At 39.8% G+C, this 21,943-nt stretch carries 20 protein-coding genes; 7 read left to right on the top strand and 13 right to left on the bottom strand.

What is annotated here, in order from left to right; genetic code table 11:
- The first annotated feature begins 35 nt into the window (after nt 1-35).
- The gene (locus tag ACT3S9_RS06990; RefSeq protein ID WP_441836295.1) at nt 36-1,205 is read left to right on the top strand and encodes a putative manganese transporter; all 1,170 of its coding nucleotides are present in this window, start codon (nt 36-38) and stop codon (nt 1,203-1,205) included.
- A gap of 66 nt (nt 1,206-1,271) precedes the next feature.
- Here the strand turns inward: ACT3S9_RS06990 and ACT3S9_RS06985 are convergent, their stop codons facing one another.
- From ACT3S9_RS06985 to seqA, 10 genes are all read right to left on the bottom strand, one after another.
- The gene (locus tag ACT3S9_RS06985) at nt 1,272-1,520 is read right to left on the bottom strand and encodes a DUF4282 domain-containing protein (RefSeq protein ID WP_441836296.1); all 249 of its coding nucleotides are present in this window, start codon (nt 1,518-1,520) and stop codon (nt 1,272-1,274) included.
- Nucleotides 1,521-1,617: 97 nt separating this feature from the next.
- Nucleotides 1,618-2,586, bottom strand: a complete 969-nt coding sequence (locus ACT3S9_RS06980) for an IS30 family transposase (protein ID WP_086959932.1) — start codon at nt 2,584-2,586, stop codon at nt 1,618-1,620.
- A 244-nt stretch (nt 2,587-2,830) separates the two neighbouring features.
- On the bottom strand, nt 2,831-4,105 hold the full coding sequence (gene ltrA, locus ACT3S9_RS06975; protein ID WP_086960535.1) for a group II intron reverse transcriptase/maturase: 1,275 nt from the start codon (nt 4,103-4,105) through the stop codon (nt 2,831-2,833).
- 790 nt (nt 4,106-4,895) lie between these two features.
- Nucleotides 4,896-6,482, bottom strand: coding sequence for a dihydrolipoyllysine-residue acetyltransferase (locus ACT3S9_RS06970; protein ID WP_441836588.1), 1,587 nt, complete (start codon nt 6,480-6,482; stop codon nt 4,896-4,898).
- 8 nt (nt 6,483-6,490) lie between these two features.
- Nucleotides 6,491-7,468, bottom strand: coding sequence for an alpha-ketoacid dehydrogenase subunit beta (locus tag ACT3S9_RS06965; protein ID WP_441836587.1), 978 nt, complete (start codon nt 7,466-7,468; stop codon nt 6,491-6,493).
- Nucleotides 7,468-8,682, bottom strand: a complete 1,215-nt coding sequence (locus tag ACT3S9_RS06960) for a thiamine pyrophosphate-dependent dehydrogenase E1 component subunit alpha (RefSeq protein WP_441836586.1) — start codon at nt 8,680-8,682, stop codon at nt 7,468-7,470. Before ACT3S9_RS06960 ends, ACT3S9_RS06965 begins: the two co-directional genes overlap by 1 nt.
- A gap of 174 nt (nt 8,683-8,856) precedes the next feature.
- The gene (locus ACT3S9_RS06955) at nt 8,857-9,993 is read right to left on the bottom strand and encodes an ISAs1 family transposase (RefSeq protein ID WP_008466968.1); all 1,137 of its coding nucleotides are present in this window, start codon (nt 9,991-9,993) and stop codon (nt 8,857-8,859) included.
- A 200-nt stretch (nt 9,994-10,193) separates the two neighbouring features.
- Nucleotides 10,194-11,246 carry a succinylglutamate desuccinylase gene (astE, locus tag ACT3S9_RS06950; RefSeq protein ID WP_441833860.1) on the bottom strand — a complete coding sequence of 351 codons (1,053 nt, stop codon included), beginning with the start codon at nt 11,244-11,246 and terminating at the stop codon, nt 10,194-10,196.
- A gap of 92 nt (nt 11,247-11,338) precedes the next feature.
- On the bottom strand, nt 11,339-12,976 hold the full coding sequence (gene pgm, locus ACT3S9_RS06945; protein WP_441833861.1) for a phosphoglucomutase (alpha-D-glucose-1,6-bisphosphate-dependent): 1,638 nt from the start codon (nt 12,974-12,976) through the stop codon (nt 11,339-11,341).
- Between the two features lie 8 nt (nt 12,977-12,984).
- Nucleotides 12,985-13,569, bottom strand: coding sequence for a replication initiation negative regulator SeqA (gene seqA, locus ACT3S9_RS06940; protein ID WP_441833862.1), 585 nt, complete (start codon nt 13,567-13,569; stop codon nt 12,985-12,987).
- Nucleotides 13,570-13,699: 130 nt separating this feature from the next.
- On the opposite strand from seqA, the gene ACT3S9_RS06935 reads away from it, so the two are divergent.
- The 5 genes from ACT3S9_RS06935 (at nt 13,700) to fur (ending at nt 16,213) form a co-directional block, all read left to right on the top strand.
- Nucleotides 13,700-14,464, top strand: coding sequence for an alpha/beta fold hydrolase (locus ACT3S9_RS06935; RefSeq protein WP_441833863.1), 765 nt, complete (start codon nt 13,700-13,702; stop codon nt 14,462-14,464).
- A gap of 99 nt (nt 14,465-14,563) precedes the next feature.
- The gene (locus ACT3S9_RS06930) at nt 14,564-14,785 is read left to right on the top strand and encodes a DUF2788 domain-containing protein (protein ID WP_441833864.1); all 222 of its coding nucleotides are present in this window, start codon (nt 14,564-14,566) and stop codon (nt 14,783-14,785) included.
- A gap of 2 nt (nt 14,786-14,787) precedes the next feature.
- The gene (gene ybfE, locus ACT3S9_RS06925) at nt 14,788-15,066 is read left to right on the top strand and encodes a LexA regulated protein (protein ID WP_441833865.1); all 279 of its coding nucleotides are present in this window, start codon (nt 14,788-14,790) and stop codon (nt 15,064-15,066) included.
- Between the two features lie 14 nt (nt 15,067-15,080).
- Nucleotides 15,081-15,608, top strand: a complete 528-nt coding sequence (fldA, locus tag ACT3S9_RS06920) for a flavodoxin FldA (RefSeq protein ID WP_441833866.1) — start codon at nt 15,081-15,083, stop codon at nt 15,606-15,608.
- Nucleotides 15,609-15,772: 164 nt separating this feature from the next.
- Complete coding sequence (gene fur / locus ACT3S9_RS06915) at nt 15,773-16,213, top strand: ferric iron uptake transcriptional regulator (RefSeq protein WP_441833867.1); 441 nt, start codon at nt 15,773-15,775, stop codon at nt 16,211-16,213.
- A gap of 118 nt (nt 16,214-16,331) precedes the next feature.
- On the opposite strand, the gene glnS is transcribed toward fur, so the two are convergent.
- Nucleotides 16,332-17,996, bottom strand: coding sequence for a glutamine--tRNA ligase (gene glnS / locus ACT3S9_RS06910; RefSeq protein ID WP_441833868.1), 1,665 nt, complete (start codon nt 17,994-17,996; stop codon nt 16,332-16,334).
- Between the two features lie 230 nt (nt 17,997-18,226).
- Here glnS and ACT3S9_RS06905 point away from each other — a divergent pair, with 230 nt between their 5' ends.
- Nucleotides 18,227-19,288 (top strand): DUF3083 family protein, encoded by a 1,062-nt coding sequence (locus ACT3S9_RS06905; protein ID WP_441833869.1) that lies wholly within the window; start codon nt 18,227-18,229, stop codon nt 19,286-19,288.
- Between the two features lie 562 nt (nt 19,289-19,850).
- Here ACT3S9_RS06905 and sucD read toward each other — a convergent pair.
- Both sucD and sucC read right to left on the bottom strand, forming a co-directional pair.
- Nucleotides 19,851-20,723, bottom strand: coding sequence for a succinate--CoA ligase subunit alpha (gene sucD, locus ACT3S9_RS06900; protein ID WP_441833870.1), 873 nt, complete (start codon nt 20,721-20,723; stop codon nt 19,851-19,853).
- Nucleotides 20,723-21,889 (bottom strand): ADP-forming succinate--CoA ligase subunit beta, encoded by a 1,167-nt coding sequence (sucC, locus tag ACT3S9_RS06895; protein ID WP_441833871.1) that lies wholly within the window; start codon nt 21,887-21,889, stop codon nt 20,723-20,725. Before sucC ends, sucD begins: the two co-directional genes overlap by 1 nt.
- Between the last annotated feature and the right edge of the window lie 54 nt (nt 21,890-21,943).

The raw sequence follows: 21,943 nt of genomic DNA, 5'->3' as shown, positions 1-21,943 counted from the left end.
TATAGTGCAACCTAACTACTTTTTAGGTTGCACTCATGTTTTTTCTCTCGCACTATAAAACCCATCAAGCCAACTCCACATTATTTATGCTTTCTAATAAACGTTTATTATTGCCACTATTACTTTTATGCTGTTTAGTTTATCCGCCCCTTAGGGATATAACGCTTACGGCTTTGCAAGATGCTTTTTTTCAAGTAAGTGTATTTGTAGCAGCAACCTTATATATCTATTACCACCTAATTGAGCGCATACCTCAGCTAGAACTTAGTTATTTAGCAAATAAATCCCCTACTTTAGAAATATTTTTTGCAGCATTGTTAGGTGCATTACCTGGCTGCGGGGGCGCAATCATCGTAGTAACGCAATTTACCAAAGGCCAAGCCAGTTTTGGTGCTATTGTTGGAGTATTAACCGCGACTATGGGCGATGCCGCATTTTTACTGTTGGCAACAAAGCCTATTGAAGGACTCATAATTATGGCTATTGGTTTAGTTGTCGGAGTTACCAGTGGTGTTTTAGTCAATATTATTCATAAAAAAGATTACCTACGCCCTAATGCCAGTGACCAGTTAGCCGATTGCGTAACACAACCGACCAAAGCAGTAAGATTGAGTAAGTCAGTATGGAAAGTGGCGATTATCCCAAGTCTAATAGTCGCTATATTAATTGCCTTAAATACTGACTTTAATGCTTTTTCGCCAAAGCTTACGCAAATGATAACCTTCTTTGGTGCACTAATGGCCATGCTCGCAGTAACAACGTGGGCTTTTTCTTCAAAAGGAAAAAGCTATCAAGATGTCGCTTCAGAAGAAGAGTGCCCAAGCCCCCCATCGACTTTGTATAAAGTACTTCAAGATACTCATTTTGTAACAGCTTGGGTAGTTGTCTCGTTTATGTTATTTGAGATATTGGTTAATTTCTTTGGTTTTGATCTTAAGCTCTGGTTTAGCCATTATGTTTATTTAGCGCCGCTGATAGCGGTACTAATTGGCTTCTTACCCGGTTGTGGCCCTCAAATTATTGTTACAACCTTATATATACAGGGGATCATCCCTTTTAGTGCGCTTGCTGCTAATGCAATATCTAACGATGGAGATGCATTATTTCCTGCGATTGCAATGGCACCTAAAGCTGCTCTCGTCGCTACTATTTATTCAGCAATACCGGCTATTTTAGTTGGATACGGATTATATTTTTTTAGTTAACTTTAATATAAAGCCAGTTAATATAAATGATAAAAAGCTCAATATATGAGCTTTTATAAGTAGTACTTAATCTTCTTTATCTGCTATTTTTTGTAAATTGCCATGTATCTTAAATAATACAATAACAAATTCACACCAAATTCGAGAGCCAATTACACCAAAAATAATAATCCCTAATCCAGCAATAAAGCCACCGCCATATTGAGTAAACATTGTAGCGATACCTGAAATAAGAGTACCTAGCAGCATAAGCCAATATATAAAAGTAATTATTTTAGGTGTAATCATTGAATTAAAAAAGAAAAGATCTTTCATTTAAGTCCCTATTATTTTTATGAGTAGTTTATTTATTTGTATTAATGTAAAGCAACAAATAAAATCCATTCTTGAATTCAAGTATTAAGTGCAATCATTATGCAGCCACCAGAACTTCTGATTGCCCCGTAAATAATTCATGAGGGGTTTTATACCCTCTTGTTTTTCTTGGCCGATGGTTGAGCTTATCAACTGCCGCCTGTATCTCTGCTTCACTTAGCGCCATAAAGTCAGTTCCCTTGGGGAAGAAGCGTCTAAGTAAGCCGTTGGTATTCTCATTTATGCCCCGCTCCCATGATGAATAGGGATGAGCGAAATACACATCAGCTTCTAATTTTTGTGCAACATGCTCATGGTGAGCAAACTCTTTTCCATTATCTAACGTCACGGTAATAACCTTACCTTTATATGGTGTCATACACGTGATCAGCGCATCGGCTGTTATTTTCGCATGCTTGCTTTCAATTCTGTGAACGACTGTATATAACGTTTTACGTTCAACCATTGTGACAAGCGCATTTTTACGCCCTTTACCTATCACTGTATCGCCCTCCCAATCACCAATCCTAGACTTTGAATCCACAATACTTGGGCGTTCATCAATGCTGACTCGATTAACTATCTGTCCACGTTTATCATAGCTTCCATAGCGTTTTTTATACTTTTTACATGCACGAGTGAGTGTCTTATGTAGCTTGCCACCACGAGCCTTGTCTCTGTAAATATATTGATAAATTGTTTCATGATGTAAAACGACCTGTTTCTCTAAAGCTAAGCGGCCTGCCACTTGCTCAGGGGAAAGTCCGTCATGCAACAATTTATTAATCCAGTGAGTGACGTCCTCTGTTAACTTACTTGCTTTGAAAGATGACTTACGTCTTTGTTCAGCAAAGTTATTGGCTTGGTTAGGCCGATAGCCTTTAAGTCCTTTATTGCGTTTTAGCTCTCTAGAAATAGATGACGGTGAACGAGTTAGTTCTTCAGCTATCTGCTTTTGGTTATTTCCTGCTTTTATTAACGCGTAAATCTGGTATCTTTCTTCTTGTGTCAGCTGTTTATATTTCATTAAAGCAATTTCCTTTGGCGAGAAAATGGCCGAATTATAACAGCTGGCCATCTAATCTGAGAAATTGCACTTATTATCCGAATTTAGGATTAAGTATTTATTATCTTTAATAAACAGTTAGATATTAATATAAACAAGCTGAATTTAAAACATCGAGTAGGGTGAGGCTTATGCCTCATCCCTCTCACAGAACCGTACGTACGGACCTCGTATACGGCTCCTGTACCCTTCACATTTTATCAACTTATTTCCTAAACGCCGATAAAGCAAGCCATCCCGTATTCACTTTTTCTATTGGATATAAACCAAGCTCCTCAAACCATTGGTTTGGCATCGATACACAAGATAAAGGGCTTAGTGAGTTACGCCACGAGTTCATCTTAATGAACTTAAACGGTGGCTTTTTTCCTAACTGCTTTAGTCGTCGATGTAGCCTTGATGGCTTCTTCCACAACCTCAGCTGTATTGCCCTTAGTCTTCGTCTGATCCAACCTGCCAAGGCTTTTAGCTCTCGTTTACAATTGGCTATACTAAAATAATTTACAAAACCGCGCACAACTGGATTTAGCCGTTTTATTACTTCTGCTAAATTTATGCCGCCGTTACGTTTTGTTAATTGCTTCACTTTTTGTTTAAACCCGATGAGTTTTGATGCTTGTATCCGTGTCCACTGGCTACCTATCTCTACTCCCAAAAACTTCACTCCTTTGCTGCTATGAGCAATATGGGTTTTATTTTGGTTCACGGTTAATTTCAAGTCTCGCTCTAGTATCTGGGTGGATGCCTTAAGTGCTTCTTGCGCTGCTTTTTCTGTGCTGCACAAAATCAAGATATCATCTGCATACCTCACTATTCGGTGATTACGCTTTTTCATTTCTTGATCGAAAGCATCTAGGTAGATATTGGCCAATAACGGGCTAATTACGCCACCTTGTGGGCTTCCTATCGTACTAGCCTCCCAGTGTTCACCTATCATTACTCCGCTTTTTAAGAACTGATTAATCAGTTTTAAAATACTACCGTCCGTCACTTTGCGTCTAACACTCCTAATTATCAAAGCATGATCAAGCAGGTCAAAACACTTCGACAAATCCATGTCTACGACCCAGTCGCGATGGTATTTACGGATAAATACACTTGCTTTACTGATAGCGTCATGACAGCTTCGTTTCGGCCTATACCCATAACTCGATGGGTGAAAGTCGATGTCGAATATCGGTTGGAGTATGTTCAATAGTGTTTGTTGCACTATTCGGTCTCGAACTGCGGGGATACCTAGCATTCTGACACCGCCATCATCTTTGGGTATTTCCACCCGTTTGACAGGTTGTGCCCTATATTGCTTGGTTTGCAGCTCAAGTTGCAGTTGTTTTAAGTTTGCTTCTAAATTCAGGGCGAATGCGCCTACGGTCTGCCTATCTATTCCGGCCGCTCCTTTAGCTGCTTTCACTTTTTTGAATCCCTTGTACAGGTTATTAATGTCTAATAATTGTCCGTACAAGCTGTAGTAAACTGTCATTTTCTGCCTTTGCTTGCGGTATGTCTGCTCGTGTCACTCTACTTATCGCTGATTCTTCATGATGACATTAGGTGTGCTAGCCTTTTTTGGCAATCTGCCTAAGTGGTCAGTCATTACTCCATTGCTCGCCCTTCAATTCTCAGCGTCTACATTCCTGTTTGGCCGTCATATTTTGGCTATTTCCGTCGAAATACTTGTGAGCCGATAAACAAAAGTTCCCGTCTTTCATACGCTTAAAGAATACTTCCCCCCTTCGCAATCAATTAAAGCTTTTGGCTAAAGTTGACCCCATCAAACATAATGTTGATGGTCGGCTTGGTTTTCCCCTCCACACCATTACTGGCTTTCATCGGCCTAGCCTTACTCACTACTACGGGTTCATCTGCCACCTCACACCGACACTAAATCTTGGCTTTCACCTTGAATTTAGGCCACTTACTCTCATTAAGTTTAGATGCCAGGCTTCCCCAGTTACTGCACTGGCTCCCTGTTAGAAATCCCACCCTCAAGCACAGTATTGGTCTGACTAAGTATAGGGCGTTGCGCTATTTTGCACGCTGACCCACCAATACTGCCGAAACAGGTTACGGTTAGTTGTGTACCTCTAACTTCTTATGGCTTCCTTCAGACCCCACCGTTGGCCAGTGACGCCCTTGCCATTCAGATTATCTTCCCCTTAGTCAGGGTGATAAGGCATCTTTCAGCCTATCGGGTTTGCCAGCTTCGCTGGGCAAACAAAAAACCAGCATTAAGCTGGTTTTTTATGAATCCTGTATGAATAAAGGCTATTTTAACTCATTGCCATCATCATTTTAGCCGGATCTTCAAGATAGGATTTCCACAGATTATTAAAGCGTGCAATGGTGCCTCCATCAATAACTCGGTGATCGCCAGACCAGCTCACTTGCATAATTGCAGCAGATTCCACCTCACCTTTGTCATTAAAGCGCGGTAAGTGTTGTAATTTACCTAATGCAACAATTGCCACCTCGGGTTTATTAATAATCGGTGTTGCAATTGTGCCACCTATCGCACCGATGTTTGAAATGCTAATTGTGCCTGCTTTCAAATCATCAGGCGAAACCCGACCTTCACGTGCGCCATCGGTTAAGCGAGTTACTTCGTTAGCAACATCGACAATGCTTTTATGCTGACAACTTTTAATATTAGGCACTAATAAACCAATTTTTGAGTCAACCGCCATACCTATATTATGGTCATCAAAATAAGTGACCTCTGTGCATTCATCATTCACTTGTGAGTTAAGCACTGGAAATTGCTTCATAGCAAGCGATAATGCCTTTATGAAAAACGGCATCATGGTTAACTTAACACCTTGATTTTTGTATTGCTCTTTAAGCTCACTGCGCATAGCAATCAATTTGGTTAAATTAATTTCATCACTAAAGGTAAAGTGCGGGATAGTTGACACTGACGCGACCATTTGTTTAGCCATCGCTGCTTTGATGCCTTTAATAGGCTCAACTCGTTTACCATTCGATGATGCTTTTTCAGGCGGTGTTGCCGGGGTATTAGTAGCTTGAAGCGAGCTGCCCTGTGACTGTACATTTGTCGCAGCAGTACCATTACTTAAAAAGTCCTCAATGTCTTCTTTATAAATACGGCCTGCTTTACCAGAGCCTGGTACTTCAGATAAATCAACATCGTGCTCACGCGCTTTACGACGAACTGCCGGCGAAGCGACTGCTTTTTTGTTGATCTGCTTTTCATTGCTACTTTTACCAGCTATGGCTGTTTTTTCAGGTGTTTGCTCTGTCGCGTTACTTTGTGCCTTTACAACCTTTGAATTTACATCAGGTGCGCAGCTGCTACCAGCTATGCTCATTTGAAATAATGGGCTGTGTACCGCCGCTATATCACCTTTTTGATAATATAGCTTTTCAACTTTACCTGTGTATTTTGCCGGAATTTGCACTAATGCTTTGTCAGTCATCACATCGCAAACAGCTTGATCTTCTTGTATTTCGTCACCTTCGCTTACAAGCCACTCAACAATTTCACACTCAACGATACCTTCGCCGATATCAGGTAAAATAAAATCTTCAAGCTGCGTAGTGCTAGTTGGTTCTTGAGCTGGGCTCGCTGCTTGTATTTCCTCTGTATCACTCGGTTCGCTGCCGCTTACATCCATTGAAAATAATGGACCATGTACTTTAGCAATATCGCCTTTTGCGTAATACAATTTAGTAATAACACCATCGTGAACCGCTGGGATTTGTACTAATGCTTTATCTGTCATTACATCACAGATGGGCTGATCTTCTTTTACCGTATCACCTTCGCCAACAAGCCACTCAACAATTTCGCATTCTACAATGCCTTCGCCGATATCCGGTAATATAAAATCTTTAGACATAATGACTCCTAAAACTCAATAGACTGCTTAATAGCCGCTAATACTTTTAATGCATCTGGCACGTACTCTTTTTCAAGCGCTAGCGGGTAAGGTGTATCAAGGCCACAAACACGGCTGATTGGTGATTCTAAATGTAAAAAACATTCTTGCTGGATTGTCGCTACAATCTCTGCACCAAAACCGTTTGTTATCGGCGCTTCATGACTGACTATTAAGCGCCCTGTTTTAGTTACTGATTTTGCAATTGTTTCCATATCCCAAGGCACAATACTGCGTAAATCAATCACTTCACAACTAATGCCTTGTTCGTTTGCCTTTTTAGCGGCATCTTCAACGATTTCCATCTGCGCGCCCCAAGCAAGCACGGTCACATCAGACCCTTCTTGTACTACTTCGGCTTTGCCAAGTTCGATGCTGTAATCGTCTTCTGGCACTTCACCGGTTGAAGCACGGTATAAACGTTTTGGTTCAAAGAAGATAACCGGATTATCGTCTTTAATGGCTGCGCGCAATAAACCTTTTGCTTGATACGGATTACGAGGCACGATTATTTTCAAGCCCGGTGTATGAGCAAAGTAAGCTTCTGGTGATTGGGAGTGATATAAACCGCCCGCAATACCACCGCCGTACGGTGTACGTACTGTTAAATTACCTACATTGAACTCATTACCACTGCGATAACGAAATTTAGCTGACTCATTTACAATTTGGTCAAAGGCCGGAAATATATAATCCGCGAACTGAATTTCAGCGAGAGCCGGAGCACCAAACGCCGCTAAACCATTAGCAAAGCCTAAAATGCCCTGCTCCGTTAGTGGCGTATTAAAAACACGATGTTTACCGTACTTTTCTTGTAGGCCTGAAGTAGCACGGAATACACCACCAAAGTAACCAACATCTTCACCGAAAATGCACGCATTAGCATGCTCACCCATAGTGATATCAAGTGCAGAGTTAATTGCATGAAGCATGTTCATTTTAGCCATTATTTTAATCTCCCTGCAGTGGTTGGGTACGCATCTGGGTTATTGAGTATATGTTTTTTTAACTCATCATATTGTTTTTGTAATGATGGGATCGGCGTATCATAAACATCTGAAATTAGCTCTTCAAGTGCTGGCTTTTCGACTTTCTCAGCCCGCTTAAGTGCCGCTAAAATTTCTTCTCGAATAGCATCTTTGGCTTTGTTGTCATCATCTTCATTTAACCAACCTTGCTTTACTAACCACTTACGATAACGCTCTATTGGGCAGCCTTGGTGTTTCGTTTCTTCGTCTTTAGAACGGTAACCGCTTGGATCATCTGAAGTTGAGTGTGCACCTAAACGGTAAGCTATCGATTCAATCAGCACAGGTTCACCGGTGCTAGTCGAAATTTCACGGGCTTTTTTAGTTGCCGCATAAACCGCTAATGCATCTGCGCCGTCAACACGAATGGTTTTAATACCATAACCAACACCACGCGAAGCTATACCATCGCCTTTAAACTGTTCATCAGCCGGCGTTGATATCGCATAGCCATTATTACGGGCAAAAAATATTACGGGTGCTTTATGCACTGCGGCCATATTTAAACCAGCATGGAAGTCACCCTCAGAGGCTGCGCCTTCACCAAAGTAACAAATTGTAATATTGTCGATAGTGCTTGCAAGTTCGCCGTTTGCAGCTTCAATATGCTTTACTTTTTGACCATACGCATAACCTGTTGCTTGCGGAATTTGTGTTCCCAATGGTGATGAAATAGTCATATAATTTAGTTCTTTAGAACCATAATGGATTGGCATTTGGCGGCCTTTCCCTAGATCCAACTCATTTGAAAACATTTGGTTCATAAACTGATCGAGGGTAAAGCCACGATAATGTAATGCCGCTTGTTCGCGATACTGCGCCATGATCATATCATCTTGATCAAGCGCTGCAGCTGAAGCTGTAACGGCGGCTTCTTCACCTAAACATTGCATATAAAAGCTTACACGACCTTGGCGCTGCGCCGATTGCATACGTTCATCTAAAGCGCGTATAAAGCGCATCGTTTCGTACATACGCACTGCTGTTGCTTTATCTATATCTGGCGCCGTTGCGCCTGAGTGAATGTCGCCGTCCTCAGTAAGAATACTAAGTGTAGGAATAGTTAATGCGTGTCCGTCAATAAATGACAGATCATGATTAATATTCAGCGATACGTTATTGGGATTAGTCATAACCTACCTTTTGTTGTTGTCTATAAACTGGGTGTTTCGGTTTTTATTATGTGAAACGATTGCCAGAAACCTGAATAAACTTTGCAATTTAACCACAGTATTTAAATTAAAGCTTCTGCCAGCTTACGTTAAGGTAAATAGTTATTCAACTAATCATAGGCGAAAGGAACACGGCTAGCGCATTTTAATCCCAGACTCTAACAGGGTTGAGCGGTAATCATCGTCTAGCCCTGCCATTTTCTTTTTCCTCGCCATACTTGCTGACTTAGATGCATCTTGTTTAAAAAGCGCCATGGCTATCTTTCGCATTACATTAAACATTAATGGCCCTTGAAGTTTGCGTATTCTCGATTCATCTTCTCTGAAGTTCATATCAAGCATCCAATGCATGCTTTCAACCTGCCAGTGACTGCGTACTGCATTGAGTGCTTGCGCTGCATTTAAGTCTAATGAACTTATATACCAGCGTGTTTCAGTGGTATCCGACCCTGCCGACTTATCATGAACTTCAGCCCTGACCTTAATAATACTCGTTAAGCCAGGCCAACGATAATCCTTGCCTAGCCAGCTTTTATCTATAAGTAACTGCTGGCATGTACGTGTTTCAACACGCCCATGTCCTGAGCTTATTTCGGTATGTTCATCACAATTATGCTTAGTTAACCTTTCACGCTCGCACTTGTGCCACCACGCTTCTAGTTCCTTTTGCATGCCTGAATGATTACCTTTAAGTGCAAGAATATAATCTGCTTTTTGTTGGATGATTTGTTTTGCTATTTCTTGTTGGCATCCCATCGCATCTAACGTAATGATACTGTTTTCAATATCGAGCAGGGTGAGTAATTCTGGTATTGCGGTGATTTCATTTGTTTTATTATCAACAGCCGTCTGCCCAAGCACTAACTGGTGTTGGCAACTCCATGCACTGACCGTGTGTAAGGCACTTTTTCTGTCTTTTGTGGTAAATGAACGCCGTGCGGTTTTGCCATCGATAGCGATGATATCTGCACCTGTAGTTTCAATCAGTGATGATATCCAAGATTGAAATGCCCTTTCTATTTCATTTGCTTTTAACCGACACATGACGCGAGCAATCGTGTCATGTTTTGGAATTCCTGCGTTGAACGTGCCGTATTTTTTTAACCAATCAAGCTTTAGGTGCCCAAAGTCTTCAATATCTTCCCATCCTTCTGCACCAGAGAGTACAGCGCTAATAGCAAGGAGAAGAATATCGATAAGTTCATGCTTTTTACAACGTTCAATGCGAGGATCTGTAATTGAATTAAAATGTTTCAGAAAAGTAGTGCTCATATTTATGCGACCAAGTAATTATTATGCCTTGATCTGATCACTACTTGCTCTATAAGTTCAATTTATAATGATCTTGCCGTGGCGAAAGGAAAAGAAATCGATAAGTACAAGTGGAAAGTTAACTATACATGATTTTCACTAACAGTAATCAGTATAGTTAACCTTAAAACAGGGCTACAATGGTGTATTATTTTAACAAATCAAACAAAGTTTTTATCAACACTCAATGGGATAACAGTTAGTAAAGCGCGTTGACCTAAGGCAACATCTGCATTGGGAAAAATAATCGCTTCACCTTCAACCTCTGCAAAGTACTGCGTATCACCATCTGTAGCGAGTAATTCCCCCTTAGCAAAGCCTGTAAAGTTTTCTGCATCATCCGAAAACGTGAACGAAAAATGTTCATGACTACGATTTATCGTTCGATAAACCGAAAACAACTCAAAATCACTAGCATTAAATTCTTTATATTCTACATTTTTTTGGCTAATTAATGCAGTGAGTGCTTGTTTAGTTTTCTCAAATCGCGACATATCGTTTTCACCAAATGGTTTAACTTGTCCAAGCTCTATTGTAAATGAGTCTGCACCGTGAACAAACGATGAGTAATAACTAAATGTAGTGGCTGCAGATTTCATCATTAAGACGGTATTAACACCGCAACTTAACAAAAATTGTAGCTGCGACTTTTTCCATGGCTTACCATTTAAAAACGGATATACAGCAAACTTATCATTTTTTGAACCACGAATAGCTGTATGTAAATCATAATGACAACGTGCGCTGCCTTGCTCACCACGACTATAAAAGTTAGTAACGTATTGCTCTAGTTTACAAGCGCGGACGCGCTCGTCATTCATAGCAATACCCTCTTCAGTATGATGCCCATTAAATAGTCTATTAAGGTTTTCTTCAACGAAACGTAAACCAATATTTATAGATTTAGGATTACCATATATAAATAACACTCGCTGCGCTAATTTAAGCTCACCACTGATTATATGCTTTATTAACTCATCGCAAATCTCTATTGGCGCAGTTTCGTTACCATGCACTGCGCTTGAAAGCACTACATCTTTCGTTGTTGTAACACTGGGTTGGAATTCAATAACACCAGTATCGTGCACTGCTACCTGAGTACCATTTGCTAGTACAAAATGTCCAGCATCTAAGTGCCATTCGTTATTACGGCTAAGCGTTAAGAAATCACCTGTTTTTTTTAATTCATCGATATAGCTTGGGGTGGCTGACATAATATGGACGCCCTTATGTGCAAATTAATTTGTGAGAGTAAATACAAAAACGGCTGATTAAATCAGCCGTTTTTAAACTAGTTTAAACCCTGTTAACTAATAACAGAGTCGACTAACTCTTTAGCTTCTTTTTCAAGTAGTGCTAAATGCGCTTCACCTTTGAACGATTCGAGGTATATTTTATAAATATCTTCTGTACCTGAAGGACGCGCAGCAAACCAGCCATTCTCTGTGACAACTTTTAAGCCACCAATAGCCGCATTATTACCAGGGGCATGAGTGAGCTTTTGTAAAATAGGCTCTCCGGCAAGTTCTTGAGCTTTTACATCGTCCGCCGACAACGCCTTTAAGCGATTTTTTTGTGCTGTGCTAGCCGGTGCATCAATACGTTTATAAAACGGTGCACCAAACTCTTGTTTAAGCTCATTATATAACTGTGAAGGTGTTTTACCTGTTACAGCCAGGATTTCTGCAGCTAATAGGCCCATAATGAAGCCATCTTTATCTGTACACCAGACCGTGCCGTCAAAGCGTAAAAATGCCGCACCAGCACTTTCTTCCCCGCCAAAGGCAAGCGTGCCTTTGCTTAGCCCATCAACAAACCATTTAAAGCCGACTGGCACTTCTCTCACTTTGCGGTCATTACGCTCAGTGACCTTATCAATCATGCCACTAGAAACGAGGGTTTTCCCAATTTCAACACTAGCTGACCAATCACGATGATTAAGCAAGTAATCAATCGCCACAGCTAAAAAGTGATTCGGGTTCATTAACCCATCTGGAGTAACAATGCCATGACGGTCGTAATCAGGGTCATTACCGATGCCAATATCAAAATCATCTTTTAAGGCAATTAAGCTTGTCATTGCATAAGGTGATGAGCAATCCATGCGAATTTTGCCGTCTTTATCAAGCGGCATAAAACCAAAACGCGGATCAATCTGATCATTTACGACTGTCAGGTCTAAGTTGTATTTTTTGGCAATAACAGGCCAGAAGTTTATGCCTGAACCACCTAGAGGATCAATACCTACTTTTATTTTTGCATCACTAATAGCTTGTAAGTTAATAACATTACTTAAGTCATCAATATACGGGGTCATTAAATCTTGGTACTTAATAAATCCCGAACGAGAGGCTTTAGCAAATGGAAACAATTCAACTTCCACTAAGTCTTCAATTAATAGTTGATTCGCTCTGTCTTCAATCCATTTAGTTACATCTGTATCTGCAGGACCGCCATTAGGTGGGTTATATTTAAAGCCACCATCTTCGGGTGGATTATGTGATGGAGTAACAACAATGCCATCAGCTAATTCGTTAGGATTTTTTTTATTATGGCAAACCACTGCATGACTAATCACCGGAGTGGGGGTGAATTCATCATTTTCTTGGGTGATCACTTGTACTTCATTTGCTACCAATACTTCTATTGCAGAGTTAAAAGCCGCTTCACTTAACGCATGGGTGTCTTTGCCTAAGAATAATGGTCCAAAAATATCATTGTGTTTACGATAGTCACAAATTGCTTGGGTAATAGCCAAAATATGTGATTCATTAAACTTAACATCGTACGAGCAACCTCGGTGACCCGATGTGCCAAAGGCGACTGAATGCTCAGGGTTTTGCTCTAAATCAGGTTCATTTAAATAATACGCCGACACAAGCTTAGGAACATTAACTAAGCATGATTGCGATGCAGTTTTACCCGCGTTTGGATGAATTGCCATAATATTCCTTATAAGTAGTCACGAATTTTTTCAGCGTCAGTGGCACTGTAATCAAGACACAGTGCAACTTCATGTAACATCATTTTTTTACGCGTTGTATTTGAGTTAGTCATCACCCAATATTCTGTATCAGGGATGTTTTTAGGATTCATACTGCTACCACTTTCTAATAATGCTTTTTTTGTGGTGGCAAAATAAACACGATCACGCCCTTTGATCTCAAGTACGTTTGCAAAATCAGTTTTATGTGTTCTATAAAATGCCGATAGGATAAATAAGAAACGCCCTACCACGCCCTTTTGCATGGCAAGCTCTTCTTTATTTAGTATGTTAAATACATTAGCATTTTTTTGTGTCACTGCGGTGACAGGTGCTGGTAGGCTGGTTTGAGTAGCCGCCTCTTCAGCGTTGGTAATATTTTCCTGTTCAGGTTCTTTACTCAAACTTACTGAAGAATCACTTGATACAGGGGCGATTGTTTCGCCACTGAGATTTAATAAACGACGTAAAATGGTAGAAGCACTTTCGCCGATACTTTGTGTATTACTAGCAATGTATTGATATAACTCGTCGTCTATGTCAATTTTTTTCATGTTATTCCTGTCATTACGGGTCACATTTTTTCTTCGTGTTTGATTATACCCAAACCTGATTTAATTCTCTATGTTTTGCAATTTGTTATTTCGCGAGGCAAAATACAGCGACTATATTTAGGAGACAACCATGTTATTAAACTATGTACAATCTGGCCAAGGTCCTCATGTTATTCTTATTCATGGTTTGTTTGGTTCCCTTGAAAATTTAAATAGTATTGCTAAACCATTATCTGAAAACTTTACAGTTACCAACATTGACTTACGCAATCACGGCAAGTCATTTCATTCGCAAACTATGACTTATACTGATATGGCCAATGATGTACAAGCATTAATGAGTCATTTAAATATAGCGAAAGCCCATATTATAGGTCATTCAATGGGTGGAAAAGTAGCCATGCAAGTTGCACTTAATGCCCCTGAGATTGTCTCTCGGTTAGTGGTGCTTGATATAGCCCCGGTTTCTTATAACTCTAGCCATGATGAGATTTTTAAGGCGTTAAATAAAGTAGCCAAGCATGAACTTAATGAGCGTAAAGCAGCTGATACTTTAATGCAGGAACATATTAATGAATTGGGTGTCAGACAATTTTTATTAAAAAGCTTTGCCAAAGACGATACTGGTCGATTTGTTTGGCGTTTTAATTTACCTGTGCTGGAGCAAGAATATAAACATATTTTATCAGGGATTAAAGCAAATGATTCTTATTTATGTGATACACTCTTTGTCAAAGGAAATGATTCTGACTATATTTTGGCATCTCACCGCAGTGCCATTATGAACTTATTTCCAAAAGCACAAGCTAAGGTTATAAATGGCGCTGGACACTGGTTGCACGCGCAAAAACCCGAAGCAGTAAATAAGGTGATTAAAGATTTTTTAAATTCTTAAATGGCAAGAATTTAATCATGTTTTTTTGATATCACACCCTAAATTATTACAATTTTGTGTGCTATAGTACGCGCCGTTTAATTTAAAGGTTATACGTTGATGGTCAGTCAGTTAATTAACGAATTTGATACCTTAGGGTTGTATTTTGGCTTAGCCGGTGTGTTCTTTTTTATCGGTATGGCCATTCAAGATGTGCTTAAGCGCGGTGATGTGCCAAAATTTGGCCGCTATATCGTCTGGCTAGTGCTATTTTTAGGCTGTTCAGGCTTTATTGCAAAGGGGCTTATTCAAGTCTTTTGGCAAGGTGCGGGTGTGGTTTAACCATGGCCAAATCAGAAACAGATCGTACAACTCTCGATTTATTTGATTACGAAAAACGCCCAGGCAGACCAAAGACTAATCCCCTAACAAGGGAGATGCAGTTAAAGGTAAATAAGCGTAATCAAATAAAAAGAGATAAAGCACGCGGTTTAAAGCGTGTAGAATTTAAGGTTTCATCTCAGCTATATCAGGCTCTTAGTGATATGGCTGATGCGCAAGATATTAGCCGCAGCGCATTGATCGAAACAATTTTACAAGAAAGATTGGCTATTGATACATAGAAGGTTTTAATTTCATGGCAAGCGTAGGTATTTTTTTCGGCAGTGATACAGGCAATACAGAACATATAGCAAAGATGATTCAAAAAGAATTAGGTAAAAAGCTAGTGGCAGTGCATGACATTGCAAAAAGTTCTAAAGAAGAAATAGCGGAATTTGATTTGATCTTATTCGGCATTCCAACATGGTACTACGGCGAAGCACAATGTGATTGGGATGACTTTTTCCCAGAACTTGAAGAAGTTGATTTTGACGGTAAGTTGGTAGCTATATTCGGCTGTGGCGATCAAGAAGATTACGCAGAGTATTTCCTTGATGCGATGGGCATGATTAATGATATTGTCACTGAACGTGGTGCGATTGTTGTTGGCCATTGGCCAAGCGAAAGCTATGACTTTGAGGCCTCAAAAGGGATGGCTGATGAAAACCACTTTGTTGGATTAGGCATTGATGAAGACCGTCAACCAGAACTCACTGAGCAACGAGTTAAAGAATGGTCAGCTCAAGTATATGAAGAAATGTGTTTAAGCGAATTAGCAGATTAAGCTGATAAGTGTTTAAAGAACTATCAAATAGTTAGCCTTTTTTGATAATTAACGAATTGTTCTTTGCACTTATTTCACAGGCGCGTTATTCTAATCGATGCTAATGTGTCGTGCACATCTTTGTAAGGTGTCTAGTATAACCAAATAAACATTGAGACAGATTAATGACTGATCACAACTTGGAATTAAAGAAAGCCGGTTTAAAAGTTACTTTACCGCGTATTAAAATTTTAGAGATTTTACAATCTCCAGATAACCAACACATCAGCGCTGAAGATGTCTACAAAATTCTTTTAGACCTAGGCGAAGAGATTGGTCTAGCGACAGTTTATCGTGTTTTAAACCAATTTGATGATGCTGGAATTGTAAGCCGTCATCACTTTGAAGGTGGTAAATCAGTATTTGAACTTTCTGGCAGCACTCACCATGACCACCTAGTTTGCTTAAAATGTGGTAAGGTTGTAGAGTTTGAAGACGATATGATTGAGCGACGTCAAGTTGAAATTGCTGATGAAAGTGGTATCAAACTAACAAATCATTCGTTGTATTTATACGGTGAATGCTATGATACTGCGGCCTGTAAAGCCTACGCCGATAGTCAATAATTACTATCGATAATAAAAAAACCTGCAAATTGCAGGTTTTTTTATGTTTGTATTTTATTGCACCTAAAAGTATAGGTCGTTACCTACCCCAACTTTATGAGGTAGGAATATAGCAGGATTACTTTTGATCCATTTTAGCCCATGAATCTCTAAGGCCAACCGTTTGGTTAAATACTAGATTTTCAGCTTTAGTATCACGACAAAAATACCCAGTACGTTCAAACTGGAAAGCTTGTGCTGGTGCAGCACTTGCCAATGAATGTTCAAGTTTGGCGTTATTTAGTACTACCAATGAATTTGGATTTAATGTTGCTGTAAAATCCTCAGCTGCAGCCGGGTTCGGTATATTAAACAAGCGGTCGTACAAACGCACTTCTGCACTGATACATTCGCTTACCGATACCCAATGTATAACCCCTTTAACTTTACGACCATCACTTGGGTTTTTACCCAGAGTTTCATCATCATAACTACAGTAAATTGTGGTGATTTCACCATTTTTATCTTTTTCGACACGATTAGCTTTTATAACATAAGCCCCGCGTAGGCGAACTTCTTTATCAGTAACTAAACGCTTGAATTTGTTGTTGGCTTCCTCACGGAAATCTTCACGTTCAATGTAAAGTTCTTTAGTGAACGGGACTTCACGGCGACCCATGCTTTCATCATTTGGATGATTTGCTACAGACAGAACTTCAACTTTATCAGCGTCATAATTTTCAATTACAACTTTGACAGGGTCAAGTACAGCCATTGCTCGCGGCGCGTGTTCATTTAAGTCTTCACGAATACAAGCTTCTAACATGCCCATTTCAACCATATTTTCTTGCTTGGTGACACCTATACGCGCACAGAATTCACGTACTGATGCAGGCGTGTAACCACGACGCCGTAAACCCGCAACCGTAGGCATGCGAGGATCGTCCCAACCTTCAACATGTTCATTTATGACCAAGTCATTAAGCTTGCGCTTTGACATTATGGTGTATTCGAGATTTAAACGAGAGAACTCGATTTGCTGAGGATGACATTCAATACTGATATTATCTAATACCCAATCATACAAACGACGATTATCTTGAAACTCTAATGTACATAATGAATGGGTGATCCCTTCCAGTGCATCAGAGATACAATGAGTGAAATCATACATTGGATAAATGCACCACTTATCTAATGTTTGATGGTGATTAGCAAAACGGACACGGTATAAAGTCGGGTCACGAAGAACCATAAACGAACTTGCCATATCAATTTTTGCACGCAGTACACATTCACCTTCTTTGAATTCACCTCCGCGCATTTTTTCAAATAACGCTAGGTTTTCAGAAGGGCTAGTATCGCGAGTTGGGCTATTTTTTCCAGGCTCTTTTAACGTACCACGATATTCGCGTGCTTGCTCGGCAGTTAAAAAACAAACATATGCCAGCCCCTTTTCGATTAATTCAACGGCATAGTTGTATAACTCATCAAAGTAATTTGATGAGTATTGGATTTCTCCATCCCAGTTATAACCTAACCACTTTACGTCTTCTTTGATTGAGTTTACGTAATTGATATCTTCTTTTTCTGGGTTGGTATCATCAAAACGTAGGTTACAAAGACCGTCATAATCTTTGGCAATACCAAAATTAAGGCAAATTGATTTTGCATGGCCAATATGTAAAAAACCATTGGGTTCAGGTGGAAAACGGGTATGCGTTCTTGGGTGCTTCCCGCTTGCTAAATCTTCATCAATTCGGGTTCGAATAAAGTTACTTGGGCGATTCTCAATTTCCGCCATAGGAGTATAATCCTCTGAATATTGCATGGTGACAAAACGAATACATTATTACAAAAACAAGCGTTAACATACAGCAATAGATACGGGTTTATTAGATATTATGGCGAACCAATACAATACAAACCAAATAAATACGATAAAACAATAAAAGTATTGCGCCAACGCAATAAAAGGGTCATTCAAAGTCGTTACCATTGTGAAGATTTAATAACCAATTTTAAGGATTAAAAATGGCACTTTCATCTCAACATAGAGTATATATACCAACTATAGCGCGAGCGAATCATTATTTACTCGCAGAATTTAAACCTAATGATACTTTTTATGCACAGTTTAGCGATTTAAATAGCTGCTATGATCGCATCTCACGCCAATTATTCGCCTTATGTGATGAGTATGAACTTCATAATGTGCATGTTATAGCTAACGATAAATTGCCTGTAGTACGCTTCCATGAAGAAGCATACTGCTTAGAAACTGATAAACAAATACTGTTTTTTTATAATCCGCAATACCATGAGGCACATCGCTGCTTTATAGATAAACATAAGCAAAGTAAAAAAGTAAGATTGTTATTTTTAGCCACCGGCGATGATTTACGTGCCAACGCAGCGATATTTCATAACCAAGTTAAAAAAGTGATTGATGAACTGCAATCATCAATATTCAACGACACTCCAGTAAAATTACGCGACCATCAGCACCTAACTTATGATTTATTTGCGAAAGCAAAAGGTCATAAACAAAGTTACGGTTATAAGCTACGCAGCTTGTATCCCCGTTATAAAAGTAGACAGTGCTTAATACCAGATGAGCACAATGAAATGACCTACGCCACTTTTTCATTACCCATTACGCGTAGTTTAAAGACCCAGTTCCAACACTTATTGAATATTCATCAGTACACTGTATTTTATGAGTTTTTTTACACGCAATTTCTCCAGCAGTGCCGCTCAAAAGAGCTTACTCTTGGTGCTATGATAGCAAATGGCACAATGCCGATAGTCAGAAATAGTAAAATAGATAATACTGATGGTAATAATGAGTGGCAGAAACTCAGCTTCAACCAAAACTCGCAAAAGGAGCAATTTAGTCATTATTGGGAAGATAATATGTTAGTTGAAAATTTACACTTTATTATTGTCGCAAATCAACTAGACCAACACGATATGGGGTTTGGTCGTTTTATGAATCAGGTTGAATCGGTAATTAACGGCATTACCGCTGACCTTGCTATAAATGCAAAACGACAAGATTTAACAGTGCGTTTTTTCCAGCATATTAGTTACTAAACACTGAGCTGTACACTTAATCTCTCGCTGTGGTTCTTGGTAGCGTTTAATCGCATTTATATCTTTCGAGGTTACTTTAACGTGTTTTAGGTTAAGTAGAGGATATATTGCAGTATTCCCGGCAGCTACTGTTTATTGGTAGAACGCTAAATAGCTTGTACAGTACTGAGTATAAAGGCTAAATACGTCCTAATTTGCAACTTTTATATCAATAGTGGCGAGCGTTACTACTCGTCACTTCTACAAGCATCAGCAGTACCATTATAGTGATATTTGGGTGTGGTTACTTCAAAATTAAAATCATAATAAATAGCGAGAATTTACTGCTCTTAAGGTAGCACTTCGTTAGCTATGGACATACCAAAATCAAATTTTATATTAGCAGCTGTTATTAACAAATAACTATTGTTTGAAAGACTTATCAAATGTAAGAGGCCAAGGGGGATTAATTTATTTTCTTTAGGCTGGGTATAAATCGTGTAAAGAAAGTATAAAGTAAAAGAGACTTAGCTCTTAAGGAAAAGGCCCGCCTAAGCGAGCCTCAATTTAAAGTAAAACGAGCTTACCAGCCTGTTTTTTCTTTAAGTGCATTACCGATTTCAGCTAACGAACGTACAGTTTTAACGCCCGCAGATTCTAATGCAGCAAATTTTTCATCAGCAGTACCTTTACCGCCCGCGATGATTGCGCCAGCGTGACCCATACGCTTACCTTCTGGTGCAGTAACACCAGCAATGTAAGAAACAACAGGTTTAGTAACGTTAGCTTTGATGTACTCTGCAGCTTCTTCTTCTGCAGTACCACCAATTTCACCAATCATTACGATTGCTTCTGTTTGTGGATCTTTTTCGAACATTTCTAAAACGTCGATAAAGTTAGTACCTGGAATTGGGTCACCACCAATACCAACACACGTAGACTGACCGAAACCAGCGTCTGTAGTTTGTTTAACAGCTTCGTACGTTAAAGTACCAGAGCGAGAAACAATACCTACTTTACCCGGCTTGTGGATATGACCAGGCATGATACCAATCTTAGTCTCACCTGGTGTAATAACACCTGGGCAGTTAGGACCAATCATTCGAGTACCTGTTTCGTCAAGCTTAACTTTAACGTCAACCATATCAAGCGTTGGGATACCTTCAGTGATACAAACAATAAGCTCAATGCCAGCATCGATAGCTTCTAAGATTGCATCTTTACAAAAAGGTGCTGGTACATAGATAACTGAAGCTGTTGCACCAGTTTCTTGTACTGCATCACGGACAGTGTTGAATACAGGAAGACCAAGGTGCGTTTGACCGCCCTTACCTGGGCTTACGCCACCAACCATTTGTGTACCGTACTCAAGTGCTTGTTCTGAGTGGAAAGTACCTTGACCACCAGTGAAACCTTGACAGATAACTTTTGTATCTTTATTGATTAATACAGACATTATTTGCCCTCCGCAGCAGCAACAACTTTTTCAGCCGCGTCTGTTAGTGATTCAGCAGCAATGATGTCAAGATCTGAGCTCTTAAGAACGTCACGACCTAATTCGGCATTAGTACCTTCTAAACGTACAACTACAGGTACATTTACGCCAACTTCTTTAACTGCGCCAATGATACCTTCAGCAATCATGTCACAACGTACGATACCGCCAAAAATGTTAACTAAAACAGCTTTAACATTATCGTCAGAAAGGATAATTTTAAACGCTTCAGAAACACGCTCTTTAGTCGCGCCGCCACCAACATCTAGGAAGTTAGCAGGTTTTCCGCCATGTAGGTTCACGATGTCCATAGTACCCATCGCAAGGCCTGCACCGTTAACCATACAACCAACGTTACCGTCTAATGCTACATAGTTAAGTTCATAGCTTGCTGCATGTGCTTCACGTGCATCTTCTTGAGATGGATCGTGGAATTCACGAATTTTAGGTTGACGGAAAAGCGCATTACCATCGATACCAATTTTGCCATCAAGACAATGAAGGTTACCTTCATCTGTGATAACTAACGGATTGATTTCAAGTAGTGCAAAATCGAAGTCGTTGAACATGTTGCCAAGACCCATAAAGATCTTAACGAACTGTTTCATTTGTGTAGGGTTAAGACCCAACTTGAAACCTAGTTCACGTGCTTGATAAGCTTGAGGACCTACTAATGGGTCGATCTCAGCTTTGTGAATAAGTTCTGGCGTTTCTTCTGCAACTGTCTCAATTTCAACACCGCCTTCAGTAGACGCCATGAAAACAACTTTACGAGAAGCACGATCAACTACCGCACCTAGGTACAGTTCGTTTGCGATATCTGTACAGCTTTCAACCAAGATTTTAGCTACTGGCTGACCATTTTCGTCTGTTTGGTAAGTAACTAAGTTTTTACCTAACCAGTTAGCAGCGAATTCTTTAACTTCATCGATTGTTTTAACTAGCTTAACACCGCCAGCTTTACCACGGCCACCGGCGTGAACCTGAGTTTTAACAACCCATACATCACCGCCAATTTTTTCGGCAGCTGCTGCAGCTTCTTCAGGTGTATCGCAAGCGAAACCTTGAGAAACTGGTAAACCATATTCGGCAAAAAGTTGTTTTGCCTGATACTCATGCAAATTCATGATGCTTTATCCAAATTTTTATACTAAAAGAGCTGAATACTTATGCAATAAACA

Source organism: Pseudoalteromonas sp. AOP31-A2-14, from assembly GCF_052378035.1.
Taxonomy (GTDB): Bacteria; Pseudomonadota; Gammaproteobacteria; order Enterobacterales; family Alteromonadaceae; genus Pseudoalteromonas.
The sequence above is the reverse complement of the archived record's forward strand: the minus strand, read 5'-3'. Positions and strand labels throughout refer to the sequence as shown.

Excerpts from the sequence above, each read along its gene's own strand:
- ACT3S9_RS06960 (WP_441836586.1), bottom strand. The coding sequence starts at position 8,682 with ATGACTAATCCCAATAACGTATCGCTGAATATTAATCATGATCTGTCA.
- sucD (WP_441833870.1), bottom strand. The coding sequence starts at position 20,723 with ATGTCTGTATTAATCAATAAAGATACAAAAGTTATCTGTCAAGGTTTC.
- ACT3S9_RS06935 (WP_441833863.1), top strand. The coding sequence starts at position 13,700 with ATGTTATTAAACTATGTACAATCTGGCCAAGGTCCTCATGTTATTCTT.
- astE (WP_441833860.1), bottom strand. The coding sequence starts at position 11,246 with ATGTCAGCCACCCCAAGCTATATCGATGAATTAAAAAAAACAGGTGAT.
- seqA (WP_441833862.1), bottom strand. The coding sequence starts at position 13,569 with ATGAAAAAAATTGACATAGACGACGAGTTATATCAATACATTGCTAGT.
- glnS (WP_441833868.1), bottom strand. The coding sequence starts at position 17,996 with ATGGCGGAAATTGAGAATCGCCCAAGTAACTTTATTCGAACCCGAATT.
- ACT3S9_RS06990 (WP_441836295.1), top strand. The coding sequence starts at position 36 with ATGTTTTTTCTCTCGCACTATAAAACCCATCAAGCCAACTCCACATTA.
- ACT3S9_RS06930 (WP_441833864.1), top strand. The coding sequence starts at position 14,564 with ATGGTCAGTCAGTTAATTAACGAATTTGATACCTTAGGGTTGTATTTT.
- ACT3S9_RS06905 (WP_441833869.1), top strand. The coding sequence starts at position 18,227 with ATGGCACTTTCATCTCAACATAGAGTATATATACCAACTATAGCGCGA.
- fur (WP_441833867.1), top strand. The coding sequence starts at position 15,773 with ATGACTGATCACAACTTGGAATTAAAGAAAGCCGGTTTAAAAGTTACT.
- ACT3S9_RS06980 (WP_086959932.1), bottom strand. The coding sequence starts at position 2,586 with ATGAAATATAAACAGCTGACACAAGAAGAAAGATACCAGATTTACGCG.
- ACT3S9_RS06965 (WP_441836587.1), bottom strand. The coding sequence starts at position 7,468 with ATGGCTAAAATGAACATGCTTCATGCAATTAACTCTGCACTTGATATC.
- ltrA (WP_086960535.1), bottom strand. The coding sequence starts at position 4,105 with ATGACAGTTTACTACAGCTTGTACGGACAATTATTAGACATTAATAAC.
- sucC (WP_441833871.1), bottom strand. The coding sequence starts at position 21,889 with ATGAATTTGCATGAGTATCAGGCAAAACAACTTTTTGCCGAATATGGT.
- ybfE (WP_441833865.1), top strand. The coding sequence starts at position 14,788 with ATGGCCAAATCAGAAACAGATCGTACAACTCTCGATTTATTTGATTAC.
- ACT3S9_RS06970 (WP_441836588.1), bottom strand. The coding sequence starts at position 6,482 with ATGTCTAAAGATTTTATATTACCGGATATCGGCGAAGGCATTGTAGAA.
- ACT3S9_RS06955 (WP_008466968.1), bottom strand. The coding sequence starts at position 9,993 with ATGAGCACTACTTTTCTGAAACATTTTAATTCAATTACAGATCCTCGC.
- ACT3S9_RS06985 (WP_441836296.1), bottom strand. The coding sequence starts at position 1,520 with ATGAAAGATCTTTTCTTTTTTAATTCAATGATTACACCTAAAATAATT.
- pgm (WP_441833861.1), bottom strand. The coding sequence starts at position 12,976 with ATGGCAATTCATCCAAACGCGGGTAAAACTGCATCGCAATCATGCTTA.
- fldA (WP_441833866.1), top strand. The coding sequence starts at position 15,081 with ATGGCAAGCGTAGGTATTTTTTTCGGCAGTGATACAGGCAATACAGAA.